Genomic DNA, 16,277 nt, shown 5'->3' with positions numbered 1-16,277 from the left:
CGGCAAACGCGAAAGCCGGACGGCAACGAAAAACCCGCCGGCGGAGGACGGCGGGTTTTCGGGCGATGCCAGGGGAGAGCGGTTCGTCAGGCGCTTTCGAGGTAGCTGCCGTCGGGCTCGCGCAGCACGTAGCCGCGGCCCCAGACCGTCTCGATGTAATTTGCGCCGCCGGCGGCATTCGCGAGCTTCTTGCGCAGCTTGCAGATGAAGACGTCGATGATCTTCAGTTCCGGCTCGTCCATACCGCCATAAAGATGGTTCAGGAACATTTCCTTGGTGAGCGTCGTGCCCTTGCGCAGCGAGAGCAGCTCGAGCATCTGGTATTCCTTGCCCGTCAGGTGAACGCGCTGGCCGCCGACCTCAACCGTCTTGGCGTCGAGATTGACGATCAGTTCGCCGGTCGAGATGACCGACTGGGCATGGCCCTTGGAGCGACGGACGATGGCGTGGATGCGGGCAACCAGTTCGTCCTTGTGGAAGGGCTTGGTCATGTAGTCGTCGGCGCCGAAGCCGAGACCGCGAACCTTGTCCTCGATGCCGGCCATGCCGGAGAGAATGAGGATCGGTGTCTTGACCTTGGACAGGCGCAGCGTGCGCAGAACCTCGTAACCGGACATGTCCGGGAGGTTCAGGTCGAGAAGGATGATATCGTAGTCGTAGAGCTTGCCGAGATCGACACCCTCTTCACCGAGATCGGTGGTATAAACATTGAAACTTTCGGATTTGAGCATCAGCTCGATGCTCTGCGCCGTCGCGCTGTCGTCTTCGATCAGAAGTACCCGCATATTTGTCCCCTTTTCCGCCGCTCAAAGGTCCCTGGCCCCCTTACGCGATACGGATCCAGTCGTTGCCTGATTTGGAGGCTGCCAGCAAATGGTTAACAAATTCTGATTCCCTCTGGCAAGGTGTATCAGCTTTGTTAAATAATTTTGGCAGCCCGCTGATTTTACATGTGAATCAAGAACCGCGATCCTCATGATCTGGTTTAGAAAATGACGCTAACCGATTCTTTCGACTCGCGATTGGGAGGCCTGTAGGATTTCGGCTTCTCCATTTACTGACCCTTAAATCATGAGGCCTATGATTAACGATGCCCGTAAACGAAAGGTTACCAGCGATAGGATTCTGTTAATATCGCGAGAACTAATTGTTGAGCTGCGCTGCGTTGGTGCGGCACGGGCATAGAAACGACGCTCGGTCCGTCCGCTATGGGACGATTTCGGGCCAGTTCGAGAATGTGACGGATTTCGGCGCGTGTATCGTGCCGGGGTTCTTTGCCGGGGTCTCGCCATCCACGGGAGTATTGCGTATGAAGTCGCGTGAGAGCCTAGTTCGCCTGAAGGAATTTCAGGTGAAGGAAAAGAGGCGACAGCTCAGTCAGATCCAATTGATGATGTCCGAATTCGAACGGATGTCGAAGGAGCTGGAAAGCCAGATCGCCATTGAGGAGAAGAAGTCCGGCATATCGGACTCGTCTCATTTCGCCTATCCCACCTTTGCGAAGGCGGCGCGTCAGCGTGCCGACAACCTCACGGTCTCAATCCGCGAGCTGAAGATTCAGCAGGATGCCGCTGAACTCGCGCTGGAGGAGGCCGAGGCGGAGTTCGCCAAGGCCGCGGCTCTGGAAGAACGGGACAACGGCATCCGGCTTCGCGCCTGACGTCAAGCTCGATGTTCGCGACAACTCCGAAAGCAGGCTTTGCCCGCTTCGGGGTTCTTGTCGTTTCCAGGGCTTGCCCGGTCTCCGGCGACGATCTCGTCAGAGATTGACGACGTCCGCCCAGTCCTTGTGTCGCATGGCCTGGGCCCGGAAAAAGGGGCAGAGCGGCATGATCTTCCAGCCGCCCTTGCGTGCCGCCTCGATCGCATGCGCCGCGAGCGCCTGGCCGACGCCCCGGCCGCGCAGCGCGTCGGGAACGCCCGTATGGTCGATGATGATCAGGCGTGGCGACGTGCGGGAATAGGTCATCTCCGCCTCATACCCGTCCACGGTCGCGGTGTAGCGGCCGTGCGATCTGGTCTCCACGCTGGTGATCTGCATCGGCGTCGCTCCCGGTTGCGGGGTCTGCCGACCCGTCAGGCGTGCCATTCGGCCGGCACCCGGGCGCCGAATTCCCGGTGCGCGAAGTCGTAGACGTCCCGGAATGCTGCAATACCCGCGTCGATGCGGGCTTTGTCGAGATCGGAGGTCTTGGCGGAGGCGTTCTTCTTCACGGCGAAGTTCGGGTCCTTGAAGCTGATGCCGAGAAAATCGCAGATGCCTTTCACGGCCTGGTTCGTGAACAGGCTCTCGTAGAACTCCGTGTGGATCTCCTCCGGCTTGAAGGCGGCGCGCAGGTTGGCGAGCGTCTTGTCGTAGCGCGAGCGCAGCACGTGCTGGTCGTTCGCGAGCGCCTTGAAGTAGCCCTTGAAGGCGCGCGACGTGCCGACGTCGCGGTCCGCCATTCGCAGCGCCGAGTAGACGCGTTCCACCGGGTCGCGCATCAGGAAGACGACGCGGACATCATAGCCGTTCGAGGTGAGCAGCGAACGGATTTTCCGGAAGCCTTCGGCGGGGATGACGCTGTAGGAGGGCGTGATTTCGCCGGTCACCGGTGACTTTCTGCCGATTTCCTGGAAATACCGGATATAGGCGCCGTCGTCGAAGTCCATCTGGATGCGCTTGAACAGTTCGACACTCATCCGGCTCGGCTTGGTCTTGCCTGCCTTCAGGTCCTTGATGCGGCGCTGCTTGAGTTTTTCGATCGGCTCGATCTGCTTCTTGCCGAGAAGTTCCGGACAATAGATTGCGTCGAAGTAATGGAGTTCCTTTATCTTCGACATCGATACTTCGCCGGAGCGGGCGAGATAATCATAAAGCCACGTGGTGCCCGCCTTTTGCGCTCCAACGCCAAGTATAAATCTTTTGTTCGGCATAAAGGGAAATCTCCGATTGCAGCGCTGATTTTCTATAGAGGGGGCGCGATCAATGTCAACTGCACGCACGGTCGCGGCGGCCGGTCGCGGCGGCGGCGCACAGCAAAACGGCCGCGTTTTGCGCGGCCGTTTAAGGAAGACAGGCTTGACGGGGTCTAGTGCCTGTATTGCTGGATGCGCGTGGTGCGCAGGCCGGCGAGGCCGTGGTCGTTGATGGAGGATTGCCAGGAGAGGAATTCCTCGACGGTGAGCGTGTAGCGGTCGCAGGCTTCCTCGAGGCTCAGCAGGCCGCCGCGCACGGCGGCCACGACTTCGGCCTTGCGACGGATCACCCAGCGCCGCGTATTGGCGGGCGGCAGATCGGCGATCGTCAGCGGGCTCCCGTCGGGGCCGATGACATATTTCACGCGGGGTCGTATCATTTCGGTCATCGGACTCTCTACATACACTCAAAGACCATATGGGCCTCACTCTAGGGCACCACGTTTAAGAATTGCCTAAGCCCGGCGTAACAATTTGCTAACAATTTGAGAGACTTCGCGCTGCTGATTCGTGGCTTGTCAAAAGGTCCGCGCCATCAGAAAGAAAGCGCGGGCGCAGGATACAATGCATGGGAGCCATGCAAATTATCGGTTCCAATTCTATCGGATCTCTGTTAGGAGAGCCCCAAATTTGGAGGCGAGCATTTGAAGATGCTTCCGGAAACCTCCAGGATGTATCCGATAGTCATGAATTGAAGCGTCCTTTCCTTCCGGGAAGCGACGCTGTCCCGTTTTGATGCGGGTTGAACTTCACCGTTCAGGATACGCCAGAATTTTCCGGACCCAGACGGCAAACGTGCCGCGCCTTCGGGGCGACGGCCTATGGAAACGGAATATGAGAGATCCTGACAATACGTTGGTCCAGCGCGGCTGGTCCCCCGAATTCCTGGCGACGGCAAATCTGGAATCCGTCCAGACAGAGTATGAGGTCCTGCATCTCATGCGCCAATGCGCCAACCATTTCGGCTTCAGCCATTTCCTGATCGCACGGCTGCCGGAGGGCGAGCATCACCGGTTCGGCGAGCGGCTCGTCGTCAGCAACTGGCCCGCCGAACTGGTGCGCGGCTATGATGCGCTCGGGCTTTTTCCGTCGAGCCGGGCGGTCGCCACCCTGTCGGCAACGAAGCGACCGGTTTACGGCGACCGGAGCTTTTTCGCGCCGCCGTCGGCCGAGGGCGAAGCCGCCGGCGAGGCAATCAGCCTTGCCGAGCGGCACGGGCTCGTGACGTCTATCGCCTTCCAGCTGCATTCCACGTCGGGCGCGCCCTACATACTGGTCTTTTCCGGCAAGCGGGAATTGGCGCGGGGCGAACTCGCGGAACTCTATTTCTCCGCCGTTCAGCTCTTCGAATGCCTCGAGAAGACCTTCGTCGTCTCGGGCGCCTCGCGCGAAAAGCTGTCGAGCCGCGAGATCGAGTGCCTGCGCTGGGCGGCTGCCGGCAAGAGCAGCGACGAGATCGCCATCATCCTCGGTATTTCCGTCTACACCGTGAGCAGCTACTTCAAGAGCGCCACCCGCAAGCTGGAGGCGGTCAACCGCATGCAGGCGATCGCGCTTGCCATGCGGATGAAGCTCATCTGACATTGTGCCCTTGCGTGCCGACGTTTCTCCCGAGGCGGACCCGGGAGATGCGGCGTCGCACGCGGCCGGAACTGCGAGGCTTCCGGCCTTCCCTTGCTCTTGCGGCGGCAAGTTTCTATATGTCGCCGCACGGGCGCCTTCCGGCGCCCGCTTGATCGTTATGTGCCGGGCCGCAGAGGCGGCCCATGCCGGATGGAGCCCGTGAACAGTCTCGATTTCGACAGGAAGCCCGAAGATACCCGCGTCGTCGTCGCCATGTCCGGCGGCGTCGACAGTTCGGTCGTCGCCGGCATCCTGAAGCGCGAGGGCTATGACGTGCTCGGCATCACGCTGCAGCTCTACGATCACGGGGCGGCCGTTCACCGGGCGGGATCCTGCTGCGCCGGGCAGGACATCGACGACGCGCGCCGCGTCTGCGAGACGCTCGGCATCCCGCATTACGTGCTCGACTACGAGGCGCGCTTCCGCGAGACGGTAATCAACCCCTTTGCCGAAAGCTACATCGCCGGCGAGACGCCGATCCCCTGCGTCGCCTGCAACCAGACGGTCAAGTTCGCCGATCTGCTGGCGACGGCCAAGCAGCTCGGCGCCGATGCGCTGGCGACCGGCCACTATATCCGCTCGCGCGCCAATCCGGCGCCGGACGCGCCGCAGCGCCGCGCGCTCTATAGGCCGGTCGATGCCGAGCGCGACCAGAGCTATTTCCTCTTCGCCACCACCCAGGAGCAGATCGACTACCTGCGCTTCCCGCTCGGCCATCTCTCCAAGGCCGAGACGCGGGCGCTTGCCGAGGAGATGGGGCTCGTCGTCGCGAAGAAGGCCGACAGCCAGGACATCTGTTTCGTGCCGCAGGGCAAGTACAGCGACATCGTCGCCAGGCTGAAGCCGAACGCGGCGCTGGCCGGCGAGATCGTCCATATCGACGGCCGCGTGCTCGGCCGCCATGACGGCATCCTGCACTATACGATCGGCCAGCGCCGCGGCATCGGCGTCGCCACCGGCGAGCCGCTCTATGTCGTCTATCTCGACGCGCGCTCGCGCCGGGTGATCGTCGGGCCGCGCGAGGCGCTGGAAACGCACCGGCTCTACCTGCGCGACATGAACTGGCTCGGCGACCGGCCGCTCGACGAGACGGCGGCCGCCGGCTTCGACTGTTACGCCAAGGTGCGCTCCACCCGCCCGCCGCGCCCGGCGCGGCTCGGCTGCGGGCCGGACGGCATCTATGTCGAGTTGTCGGAAGGCGAGGCGGGCGTCGCCTCCGGCCAGGCCTGCGCGCTCTATTCCGGCGAGGGCGAGGATGCCCGCGTCTATGGCGGCGGCTTCATCGCCCGCTCGGAGCGCTCGGCCACGGCGGAAGCGGCGCTGAAGGCGATCCTCGCGACGCCCGCGGCCGCCTGAGCGCGGCCCGTCCACAAGCCGTTGCCCGCAACGCGCTTTTTTGCCGTGGCGGCGCTTGACACTCCGGGGAAGCGCGACCTATAAGCCCCGCGCACCGGACGGAAAACGCAACGACGTTCTCCGCCCTGCCCGGCGGCGGAGTAGCTCAGTAGGTTAGAGCAGAGGAATCATAATCCTTGTGTCGGGGGTTCGAATCCCTCCTCCGCTACCAAAAAATTTCCTAATAATTTTAATGGTTTAGGTGCGGTCTTTCTCATGCGCGTGTCGCCCGGATCGTGTTCTGGTCGACGGCCATGTCGTGCGGCGCCTCAACCCTGTCCTTCGCGCGACGCCGCCGCTCAGATCGGCGGGGCGTAGATCAGCAGGCAGGCCAAAAGAACAAGTCCGAGCATCGACATTTCCACGAAACCGTCCCGCATTGTGATCGTCTCCCGCACTGTGCGGGCAGGAAACGGCGAAGCGGCGAAATGGTTCCCGCCTCGGTGCGCCGGGCGATGCAACACGGACGGGAGCGTGGTGGGAACGGACGCGTGGCCGGCGGTTCAGCTCCTGGCGCTGCCGCACCAGGGGGTCGGACGGCCGTCGTTGGGGCGGGCGAAGCCGCCTCTGACGAGTTCGGCGCCGAGCGAGCGGCCCTTGCGGGTCAGGACGCGGTAGTCCTCCTTCGCCGCCTGCGGCGTCTTTCCGGTCCAGGCGGCGAGCGTGAAGTCGCCTTCGTTCAGCAGTTCGCGCAACCGCATCTGCGCGCTGTAGGCGCGGCTTCGCTCCTCGTCGCAACGGGCCGTGCGGCTCACCGGCGCCTCGATGTCGGCGATGCGGATGCGTTTTCCCCGGTGGAGGATCGTCTGTGCGTCGATGATGCAGTTGTCCTTGCGCGAGGCGCAGACATACCAGGTGCCGGTGAAGGCCGGTGCGGCGGCGGTGATCTCCTCCGCCGGCCGCTCTCCCGGCGTCGGCACGGCAAGGGCCACAGGCTTTTCCTTGGCACGGTCGGGCAGACCCTTCGCCGCGGTCTTCTCGATCGCCCGCTGTCCCGGAAGAGCCTTGGCCGTCATCGAGCCGGACACCTCGCTCCGGAGCATCGCACCCAGCGGCGACAGGCCGCCATTGTCGTAGACCAGGATGGCGGCGATCAGCACGGCGCCGGCGGCGAGCCAGCGGCCGAGGCCGGCCTGCCGCGCAGGCGCCTTCCTGCGGCTGCGCGTCCGCCTGCGCGTCTTTGCGGGTTTCGCCATCTCGCTCTCCTGCCGATGGGGCCGTTCGAGCCGGATAGTGCGTCGAGAGGCTGAAGATCGCGTTACCGTCGGCCAGCTGCGGGGCTGCGGTCGCCTGCCGAACAAAAGGCGAGGCTGTGCGTTTTCCGCAAAGATGGAGGAAGCCATGGTGTTCAAGGACAGGCGGTTCAATGGCGAGGCCCCGGAAGAGGTCCTGCCCGGAAACCCCGCATTGCTGGAAACGGCCGTGGCGGAAACGCTGTCGGCGGTGGCGGATCTGGATGCCTCCGACGTGGCGGTGATCGCGACCGGAGCGTCGGTCGTGCTCGCCGGCGCGGTCGGCTCGCGGGAGGAGGCGATCCGGGCCGTGCAGGCCGCCGCGACAGTGGACGGTGTCAGGGCCGTCGACGACAGGCTCACCTATCCGCCGGCTGCGGCCGGGGAGGGCGCAGCGGAGCCTGCCGCAGCCGGAGCACTGCCGGCGAATAGCGGATCGCCGGTAAGGCGTTAGCGCATTGTTTCTACCACATCATCCGATGCCGAAGCCACTTCGCCTCGGCTGGAAATGCTCTGATGAGAGAAGGAGGAATCCCGTGTCGGGTGAATGGCCGATGTTCGTCCTGCAATCCCTGGTGATTGGCGCGCTCGTGGGCGCGCTCTTTATCCGCATGGCGCCGTAGGCCGCAGGCTCGTTCGCGGTGCGCCCCGGGTTCAGCCGGCAGCGCGCACCGCGCCGATGCGGCGGGCGGCATAGGCGGTCACCCGGGTCTCGGCGAGAAAACCCTTGACGGCCTGCTCGCTGTCGGACCGGGAGATCGCGGCGTCCGTATAGTCGAACCGCTTCGGATCCCGCAGCGTCTTCCACATGAAATACCTGAGCCGCGTGCGCGTGGCGAGAATCCGCATCAGCGCCGAGGTCGTCTTGAACCAGTGCCACGGATAGAACCGCAGCGGGCTCTCGATCGGCATGCCGTGTCGACGCTGCCGGCGGTGGCGAAGCCGCACGAGCCCCGCTTCGAGCTTGGCGCAGCCCTCCAGCCGCACCGCCTCGCGGTAGCCGACAAGCCGGTTGATCGTCATCAGCTTCTTGTTGGACTTCAGGGCCGCCATGCGGCGGATGACGCGGTGCATGTGCTCGAAGCTGTAGAAGCTGCGATGCGCTTCGAGATGGGCCGCCTCCCATTCCGCGTCAGACATCTTCGGATGATGCGTGACGCGGTGGTTGAGGTCGTATTTCGACATGTCCGGATCCATCCAGATGCCGGCCTCATAGAGCGTCTTGTGGTCCTCGCTGCCGGGAAGCGGCGTCAGGTAGTTGAGGTAGAGCGTATCGATCGGGAAGGTGTTCTTGATGACCTCGATATCGTGGAGGATCGATTCCTTCGTGTCGTTCGGGAAGCCGATGATGTAGCCGCAGGTGATGACCACCGGAAACTTCTTCCAGGCGAGAAACATCTCGCGGTAGTCCTCGACCCGGTTCTGCCGCTTCTTGGCGGCCTCCAGGCTGTCGGCATTGATGTTCTCGAGGCCGATGAAGACCTGGTCGCAGCCGGCCCGGTAACATTTCTCGATGAAGCGTGGAATCTTGTGGGCGAGCGTGTCGACCTGGATCGCGATGTGGAAGGTGAGGCCTTCCGCCTTGAGGGCGATCAGCCGGTCGAGGAACTGCTCCCAATGTTTGTTGCGGACGAAATTGTCGTCGGTGAGGAAGAATTTGGTGACGCCGATCGCCGCATTCCGGCGGATGATCTGCTCCAGGTCGTCCGGCGTGCGGAAGCGGCTCTTGCGTCCCTGCACATTGATGATGGTGCAGAAGGAACATTCGAACGGACAGCCCCGGCCGAGATCGAAGCTCGAATAACTGGAGAAGATGCGCGAAATCTCGCGCTTGCCGAGCATCGGCAGGGGGGCGCCGGCGAGGTTCGGCGTATGGCGCACGTGGTTGTAGATCGGCTTCAAGGCGCCGGCATAGCCGTCGGCGATCACCTCGTCGATCCGGTGATCCTCGGCCTCGCCGGCGAAGAACGAAATGCCGAGCGCCTGGGCTTCCTGAAGGTCGGGCGGCAGGTCCTTGAGCATGGAGAGGCAGCCGGAGACGTGGAAGCCGCCGATGCAGACCGGGATGCCTGCCGCACGGAAAGGCCGGGCGATGTCGACCGCGCGGGGAAACTGGTTTGTCTGCACGCCGACCAGAAAGACCATCAGCCTCCGCTTGCCGGCCGCCGTGCGTGCGATAATTGCGGCCGGATCGACCTTCTCATTGGTCTCGTCGATCATCGTGACGGCGATGTCGACCGCATCGCCGAGCACCTGCCGCTCCACGGCGTCCTGGACGATGCCCGCCACGCAGGCAAGAGAATTGGAAGGGATCATCGAGCGCCACCACTGGATCGGATATCCGTCGTCGTCGTAGCGCGTGGGCTTAATGAGGTAGAGATGCACGTTCTTCATGGCACGCCCTCACCTTTTCAGTGATGCATGAAATACCGGGGCTTTCCGGGTGTCAACCGGCGGCGCCGGTCGGCACGTGCGGGTGCCGGCGGGGAGGGGTGCGACGGGTCGCCCGCTGTCGGCGTAAGATCTTGAAAAGGTGCCGCGACCGGTCGTGCCGCCGGGTAGAGCTCAAGGCAGGGCTGGCGGTCCCGATGCGACGCGCAGCGTGGCGAGCGACGGCTTTCCGGACGTCGTCGAATCGGCGATGAGCCGTTTCGAGACGAAAACGGGGCCTGTGCGGCCCCGTCTCCCCTTGTCTCGCGTCGGCGACGATGGTGTCAGGCAGCGGCGACCGTCTGGCGCTGCGTGCCGAGACCGGCGATGGAAACCTCCATCCGGTCGCCGGGCTTCAGGTAGCGCGGCGGCTTCATGCCCATGCCGACGCCGGGCGGCGTGCCGGTGGTGATGACGTCGCCGGGTTCGAGGATCAGGAACTGGGAAATGTAGTGGATGAGGAACGGCACCTTGAAAACCATGGTGCTGGTCGAGCCGTTCTGGACGCGTTCGCCGTTGACGCTGAGCGTCATGGCAAGATCCGACGTGTCCACCTCGTCGCGCGTCACGAGCCAGGGTCCGAGCGGTCCGAAGGTCGGGCAGCCCTTGCCCTTCATCCACTGGCCGCCACGCTCGATCTGGTAGGCCCGTTCGGAGACGTCGTTGCAGACGCAGAAGCCGGCAACGTAATCCAGTGCCTCCGCTTCCGAGACATAGGAGGCGCGCTTGCCGATGACGACGGCAAGTTCCACTTCCCAGTCGGTCTTCTCCGACCCGCGCGGGATCAGCACCGTGTCGTCGGGGCCGACGACACAGGACGGCGCCTTGTTGAAGAGAACCGGCTCACTCGGTACCGCCATGCCGCTTTCTGCCGCATGGTCGGCATAATTGAGCCCGACGGCGATGAAGTTGCCGACGCGGCCGACGCAGGCGCCGAGGCGGACGCCTTCCGGCACCAGCGGCAGGCTCGCCGGGTCGAGGGCGCGAAGGGTGGAGATGCTGTCGTCAGAAAGCCCGTCACCGGCAAGGTCCGCGACCACCGACGAAATGTCGCGAATCCTGCCATCCGCATCGACGAGACCGGGCTTCTCGGCGCCAGACGCGCCAAATCGGACGAGTTTCATGGGTTTCCTCCACGGATGGGGCCGCCTGCCGCGACCGAGCGCTTGTCGTGACCCTCGTTCCATGAGATTGAGTGGGAGTCAATAATATTCGTGGATTTTCGAAAATCCGGGGCGACGTTGAAAGTGGAGAGCCGCATGGCGGATGAGCGCAGGCCGACGACGCGTACGCTTGCCAGCGAGGCCTACGATCTCATCCAGGAGGAAATCCGCACGGGCCGCTACCGGCCGGGCGAGCGGCTCCGCTTCGCGACTCTGCAGGCGCTCTGCGTGATGAGCGTGACGCCGGTCCGCGAGGCGCTGGCGCGACTGACGGCGGAGGGGTTCACGACCCTCGACGACCACCGCGGTTATAGCGTGGCTGTCCTGTCGATCGAGGAACTGCGGGATCTCACCGCCAATCGCAAGCTTCTCGAGGGGGAAGCCCTGCGCCTTTCCGTCGAGCATGGCGATGCGGATTGGGAGGGGCGCCTCGTCGCTGCCCATCATATGCTCGCGCGCATTCCGCAGGCACGCGACGATATTCCATCGGCGCTCCGAGTGGAGTGGGAGGACAAGCACCGGGCCTTCCACGCAACCTTGATCTCGGGCTGCGGCTCGCCGATCCTCATCGAGCTGTGCGGCAAGCTCTTCAGCCGTGCCGACCGCTACCGGCGCATGTCGGCGAGCCTGACGGGCGGGCGCGACGTGGTCGGCGAGCACCGGGCGATCTTCGACGCGGCGCTCGCGCGTGACGCGCCTGCCGCCGCGGACCTGCTGCGGCAGCACTACCAGCAGACGGCGGACGCACTGGAGCGCTTCTTTGTCGAGCCGTCCTGAACAACGACAAGGCCGCGCTCCTGCGGAGCACGGCCTCGATCCCCGGATGCGGCGGGCGTGATTATTTCGAAGCGACTTCGGTCGCCGCAGGACCGCCGATCTCCGACGCGCCGCCGATCGCCACATTGAGTGCGACATAGTCGCGGGCAAGCTGCCGGATGGAGGCGGCCAGCGAAAGACGCCCATCGGCCACGTTGCGTTCCGCGTCCAGCACTTCGAGCACGGTGCTTGCGCCGCCGCGGTAGCTTTCGCGGGCAAGTCCCAGGGCTTCCTCATAGGAACCGACCACCTTGCGAAGCGCCGCCACTGTCTGGGCGTCACGGCTGAGCGCGATCTGCGCGTTCTCGACTTCCTCGACTGCGTTGAGAACCGTCTGCTTCCAGGTAAGGTACTGCTGCGCCGCCTGGGACTCGGCGATATCCACCTGCGCCTTCAGCGAGCCGCCGTTGAAGATAGGCACATTGAGGCTCGGGCCGAAGGACCAGCTCGACAGGTTGCCGGATGCGGCGTTCGCGACGATGCGTGAGGCGCTGACCGTGCCGTCGAGCGTCAGGCTCGGATAAAGCTGCGCCTCTGCAACCCCGATCTGGGCGGTCGCGGCGGCAAGCTGCCGTTCGGCCGCGCGGATATCCGGCCGGTTGCGGATGAGGTCCGCCGGAACGCCGACTTTCGTCGAGTAGCGCGGTACCGGCTGGGCGGCGCCCTTGATGAGGCTTCCGGTCAACGTTGCGGCTGGCACGCCGAGCAGCGTGGCGATGCGGTTCGCCGACTGATGGAAGCCGGTCTCCAAGCCTGGAAGCTCCGAAAGCGTCTGGTTGACGAGACCTTCGGCCTGCACGACGTCGAGACTGGAGGCAGCACCGGCTTCGCGAATGTCGTTGGTGAGTTTCAGCGTCTCGCGCCGCGATTCCAGGCTCCGCCGCGTCTGGGCGATCGCCTCCTGGTAATAGCGAAGATCGATATAGGTCGAGGCAAGCTCGGAGAAATAGGCAAGGCGCGCAACGTTGACATTGACATAGGCCTGATCCAGCGACGCGTTGGCGGCTTCGCGGGCACGGGCATACTGGCCGAAGAGGTCGATCAGCCAGGAGGCGCCCAACCCGCCGGAGAGCGTCTTCGTTTCCGCGTGTTCGGAACCGGAGGTCCGCTTCAGATAGGTGCCGTCCTGGCCTTCCGCGGTGGCCGAGCCATTGCCGTTGACGTTCGGCAGGGCGCCTGCACCGGCCACGATGACGTTCGCCTGCGCCTCGGTGATACGCTCGAGCGCCTGCAGCACGTCGAGGTTTTCGTTCATGCCGTCGGCGATCAGAGCGTTCAGGCGCTTGTCGCGGAAGGATTCCCACCAGGGTGTCAAGGTCACGTTGTCCGGGGCAGATTTTCCCGAGGACTCGGAGAACTTCGCTGGCAATACCGCATCGGGTGATTTGTAGTCCGGGCCGGAAACGCAACCGGAGAGCAGGAGAAGTGTCAGGGGCAGAAGCGACTTGGCAATCTTCATAGGGACTTTCCCAGCTGCAGTTTTCGCAGCCTATACGAAAAACTAGCGTTTCGAACCGTGCATCTTTCGCTTTGTCAGCGAACACACAATTGCAAAAAATGAGGGGACAAAAAATATCCCCAGAATCGTCGCCGACACCATACCGCCTAAAACGCCGATGCCAATAGCATTTTGCGCGGCGGAACCGGCGCCCGTCGCCACGGCGAGCGGAAGCACGCCGAGAATGAAGGCGAGCGACGTCATGATGATCGGTCTCAGCCGGAGCCGCGCCGCTTCCAGCGTCGCCTCGAAGAGATTGGCGCCCGCATCGTGCCGGTCCTTGGCGAACTCGACGATGAGGATGGCATTCTTCGCGGCGAGACCGATCGTGGTGAGCAGGCCGACCTTGAAATAGACGTCGTTCGATTGCGAGAATATGACAGCGGCCACCAGCGCGCCGAGAATACCCACCGGCACGGCAAGAATGACCGAGACGGGCACCGACCAGCTTTCGTAGAGCGCCGCAAGGCAGAGGAAGACGACGAGCATCGAGACGGCATAGAGCAGCGGCGCCTGCGATCCGGACAATCGCTCCTGGTAGGAGATGCCCGTCCAGGAGGAGCCGTATCCGCCCGGCAGTTCCGCCGTCAGCTGTTCCATGCGATCCATCGCGTCGCCGGAGCTGACCCCCGAGGCCGGCGTGCCGCTGAGCTCCACCGCGCTCATGCCGTTGAAGCGGGCGAGCGTCGGCAACCCCTCGATCCATTCCGTCGAGGCGATGGCGGAGAAGGGGACCATTTCGCCGTCCTCGTTGCGCCCGTACCAGCGCATGATGTCGTCCGGCTGCATGCGGTATTCGGCGTCGCCCTGCACGATCACCGGGCGGATCTCGCTGTTGAGGATGAAGTCGTTGACCTCCGTTCCGGCGAAGATCGTCGACAGCGCCCCGTTCGCCGCGGAGAGATCGAGGCCGAAGGCGCCTACCTTCTCCTGGTCGATGTTGATCTTCAACTGCGGCTGGAGGTTCGTGCTGTTGCCGCGGAAGCCGGAAATGTCGCCGCTGGCCTCCGCCTGTTCGGCGAGCCTGTTGGCGCTTTCGCGCAACGCCTCGACGCCGTTCTTGCCAGTGTCGACGAGATACATGGTGAAGCCGCTCGAATTACCGAGGCCCGGCATCGAGGGCGGCGAAAGTGCGATGACCTGCGCGTCGCGGATCTTCGAGAAGGCGGCCATGGCACGTCCGGCGATCGCGGAAGATTGCAGCCGCGCATCCGTACGTTCGGAAAAATCCTTGAGGCGCACGAAGGCCATGGCGGAATTCTGGCCTGTGCTGCCGAAGCCGAAGCCGAGCGCCGCGAAGACGCTTTCGACGGCATCTTTTTCCTCGGTCAGGAAATGCGTCTCGACCGTCTCGACCACGGCCTCGGTGCGCGCCGTCATCGCGCCTTCCGGCAGCGTGATCATCACCATGAGGACGCCCTGGTCCTCCTCGGGAATGAAGGAACTCGGAAGCTTCGTGTAGAGCCAGCCGGCGGCAATGCCGACCGCAGCGAAGGCGGCAAGAACGGCGGTCGCGCGGCCGAGCAGGTGGCGGACGCCGTCGACATAGCCGTTCGTCGCGCGGCCGAAGACAGCGTCGAACCAGCGGAAGAAGCGGTTCTTCGGCTTGTGATGGTTCGATTTCAGGATGGTTGCGCAGAGCGCCGGCGTCAGGACGATGGCCACCACCACCGACAGCAGCATGGCCGAGACGATCGTGACCGAGAACTGGCGATAGATGACGCCGACCGAGCCGCCGAAGAACGCCATCGGAATGAAGACCGCCGTCAGCACCAGCGCGATGCCGATGAGGGCGCCGGTGATCTCGCCCATCGACTTCTTCGTCGCCTCGAGCGGGCTCAGTCCTTCCTCGGACATGATGCGTTCGACGTTTTCGACCACCACGATGGCATCGTCGACGAGCAGGCCGATCGCCAGCACCATCGCAAACATGGTGAGCGTGTTGATGGAATAGCCGAACAGGGCGAGGATGCCGAAGGTGCCGAGCAGCACGACCGGCACGGCGATCGTCGGGATCAGCGTCGCGCGCAGGTTCTGCAGGAAGAGCAGCAGGACGAAGAAGACCAGCACGATCGCTTCGATCAGCGTGTGCACCACCTTCTCGATCGAGAGCTCGACGAAGGGCGAGGTGTCGTAGGGATAGTAGACCGCCACATTTTCCGGCAGCGTGTTTTCGATCGACGCCATGGCGGTGCGCACCCGCTCGGCGGTGTCGATGGCGTTGGCGCCGGTCGCGAGGTTGATGCCGAAACCCGCCGCAGGCATGCCGTTATAGCGTGCATTGCCGCCGTAGCTTTCCTGGCCGATCTCGACGCGAGCGACGTCGGACAGACGGACGATGTCGCCGCTGCGGGCTGATTTGAGGATGATCCGCTCGAATTCGGTGACGGTCTGAAGCTGGCTCTGCGCCGTCACGGTGGCATTGAGCTGCTGTCCCTCGACGGCAGGCTGCCCGCCGATGGATCCCGCCGAAACCTGCACGTTCTGTGCCTCGACCGCCGAGGTCACGTCGCTTGCCGTCAGCTGGTACTGGCTGAGCTTGTGCGGATCGAGCCAGATGCGCATCGCGTAGCCGGAGCCGAAGGAATTGATGCCGCCGACGCCTTCGAGGCGCTGGATCTGGTTCTCGATCGAGCCCGAAAGGATGTTGGCGAGTTCCAGCGAGCTGCGCTTGCCGTCGGTCGAGACCAGCGTGCCGACCATCAGGATGCTGGAGGTCGACCGGGTCACGGTCAGGCCCGACTGCTGCACGCTGTCGGGGAGCTGCGATTCCACGAGCTGCAGCTTGTTCTGGACCTGCACCTGGGCGATGTCCGCGTCGATGCTGTCGCCGAAGGTCAGCGACACCGAGGCGGAGCCGGTGGAGGATGTCGACGTCATGTAGGTGAGGTCGTCGAGGCCTGTCATGGCGTCCTCGATCGGGATCGTCACCGAATTCTCGATCGCCTGTGCCGTAGCGCCCTTGTAGGTCGCACTGATGCGCACCGTCGTCGGGGCGATATCCGGATACTGCGAGACAGAGAGCGTGGTGATGGCCATCGCGCCGCCGACCATGATGGCGATCGCGATCACCCAGGCAAAGACCGGGCGCGTGATGAAATACCGGGCCATGTCAGTTCCGAGCCTCGCCTGCGTCCGCCGGCGACGCCCCGGCGTCGGCCG

General features: G+C 63.9%; 14 protein-coding genes and 1 tRNA gene. 6 read left to right on the top strand and 9 right to left on the bottom strand.

What is annotated here, in order from left to right:
• Nucleotides 1–86: 86 nt before the first annotated feature.
• Entirely contained in the window at nt 87–785 is a 699-nt protein-coding gene (gene ctrA, locus LXM94_RS00075) for a response regulator transcription factor CtrA (RefSeq protein WP_235769107.1), read from the bottom strand.
• Nucleotides 786–1,309: 524 nt separating this feature from the next.
• Here ctrA and LXM94_RS00070 point away from each other — a divergent pair.
• Nucleotides 1,310–1,660 (top strand): flagellar export protein FliJ, encoded by a 351-nt coding sequence (locus LXM94_RS00070; protein WP_235769106.1) that lies wholly within the window; start codon nt 1,310–1,312, stop codon nt 1,658–1,660.
• Nucleotides 1,661–1,759: 99 nt separating this feature from the next.
• On the opposite strand, the gene LXM94_RS00065 is transcribed toward LXM94_RS00070, so the two are convergent.
• The 3 genes from LXM94_RS00065 to sciP form a co-directional block, all read right to left on the bottom strand.
• A complete protein-coding gene (locus LXM94_RS00065) occupies nt 1,760–2,041 on the bottom strand; it encodes a GNAT family N-acetyltransferase (protein WP_235769105.1) in 282 nt (93 codons plus the stop codon).
• A 35-nt stretch (nt 2,042–2,076) separates the two neighbouring features.
• Nucleotides 2,077–2,916 carry a sulfotransferase gene (locus tag LXM94_RS00060; protein ID WP_235769104.1) on the bottom strand — a complete coding sequence of 280 codons (840 nt, stop codon included), beginning with the start codon at nt 2,914–2,916 and terminating at the stop codon, nt 2,077–2,079.
• Between the two features lie 155 nt (nt 2,917–3,071).
• Entirely contained in the window at nt 3,072–3,347 is a 276-nt protein-coding gene (gene sciP, locus LXM94_RS00055) for a CtrA inhibitor SciP (protein ID WP_105414767.1), read from the bottom strand.
• Nucleotides 3,348–3,792: 445 nt separating this feature from the next.
• On the opposite strand from sciP, the gene LXM94_RS00050 reads away from it, so the two are divergent.
• The 3 genes from LXM94_RS00050 to LXM94_RS00040 all read left to right on the top strand — a co-directional run bounded on the left by LXM94_RS00050 (nt 3,793) and on the right by LXM94_RS00040 (nt 6,148).
• Nucleotides 3,793–4,539: a helix-turn-helix transcriptional regulator gene (locus tag LXM94_RS00050; RefSeq protein ID WP_235769103.1), complete on the top strand. Its 747-nt coding sequence runs from the start codon at nt 3,793–3,795 to the stop codon at nt 4,537–4,539.
• A 192-nt stretch (nt 4,540–4,731) separates the two neighbouring features.
• Nucleotides 4,732–5,937 (top strand): tRNA 2-thiouridine(34) synthase MnmA, encoded by a 1,206-nt coding sequence (gene mnmA / locus LXM94_RS00045; RefSeq protein WP_235769102.1) that lies wholly within the window; start codon nt 4,732–4,734, stop codon nt 5,935–5,937.
• A gap of 134 nt (nt 5,938–6,071) precedes the next feature.
• Nucleotides 6,072–6,148: transfer RNA gene (locus tag LXM94_RS00040), tRNA-Met, on the top strand.
• Between the two features lie 331 nt (nt 6,149–6,479).
• Here LXM94_RS00040 and LXM94_RS00035 read toward each other — a convergent pair.
• Complete coding sequence (locus tag LXM94_RS00035) at nt 6,480–7,172, bottom strand: thermonuclease family protein (protein ID WP_235769101.1); 693 nt, start codon at nt 7,170–7,172, stop codon at nt 6,480–6,482.
• A 145-nt stretch (nt 7,173–7,317) separates the two neighbouring features.
• Between LXM94_RS00035 and LXM94_RS00030 the strand changes: the two genes are divergently transcribed.
• The gene (locus tag LXM94_RS00030) at nt 7,318–7,662 is read left to right on the top strand and encodes a BON domain-containing protein (RefSeq protein ID WP_235769100.1); all 345 of its coding nucleotides are present in this window, start codon (nt 7,318–7,320) and stop codon (nt 7,660–7,662) included.
• A 200-nt stretch (nt 7,663–7,862) separates the two neighbouring features.
• Here the strand turns inward: LXM94_RS00030 and LXM94_RS00025 are convergent, their stop codons facing one another.
• Both LXM94_RS00025 and LXM94_RS00020 read right to left on the bottom strand, forming a co-directional pair.
• Nucleotides 7,863–9,602: a B12-binding domain-containing radical SAM protein gene (locus tag LXM94_RS00025; protein ID WP_235769099.1), complete on the bottom strand. Its 1,740-nt coding sequence runs from the start codon at nt 9,600–9,602 to the stop codon at nt 7,863–7,865.
• Between the two features lie 320 nt (nt 9,603–9,922).
• Nucleotides 9,923–10,762 carry a fumarylacetoacetate hydrolase family protein gene (locus LXM94_RS00020; RefSeq protein ID WP_235769098.1) on the bottom strand — a complete coding sequence of 280 codons (840 nt, stop codon included), beginning with the start codon at nt 10,760–10,762 and terminating at the stop codon, nt 9,923–9,925.
• 135 nt (nt 10,763–10,897) lie between these two features.
• On the opposite strand from LXM94_RS00020, the gene LXM94_RS00015 reads away from it, so the two are divergent.
• Entirely contained in the window at nt 10,898–11,578 is a 681-nt protein-coding gene (locus LXM94_RS00015; protein ID WP_235769097.1) for a GntR family transcriptional regulator, read from the top strand.
• A gap of 61 nt (nt 11,579–11,639) precedes the next feature.
• Here LXM94_RS00015 and LXM94_RS00010 read toward each other — a convergent pair whose 3' ends face one another.
• Both LXM94_RS00010 and LXM94_RS00005 read right to left on the bottom strand, forming a co-directional pair.
• Nucleotides 11,640–13,076: an efflux transporter outer membrane subunit gene (locus LXM94_RS00010; RefSeq protein WP_235769096.1), complete on the bottom strand. Its 1,437-nt coding sequence runs from the start codon at nt 13,074–13,076 to the stop codon at nt 11,640–11,642.
• 42 nt (nt 13,077–13,118) lie between these two features.
• Nucleotides 13,119–16,226, bottom strand: a complete 3,108-nt coding sequence (locus LXM94_RS00005) for an efflux RND transporter permease subunit (protein WP_235769095.1) — start codon at nt 16,224–16,226, stop codon at nt 13,119–13,121.
• Nucleotides 16,227–16,277: the final 51 nt, after the last annotated feature.

It is taken from the genome of Rhizobium alarense, assembly GCF_021555155.1.
Lineage (GTDB): Bacteria > Pseudomonadota > Alphaproteobacteria > Rhizobiales > Rhizobiaceae > Rhizobium_D > Rhizobium_D alarense.
This window is presented reverse-complemented; position numbering and strand designations above follow the sequence as displayed.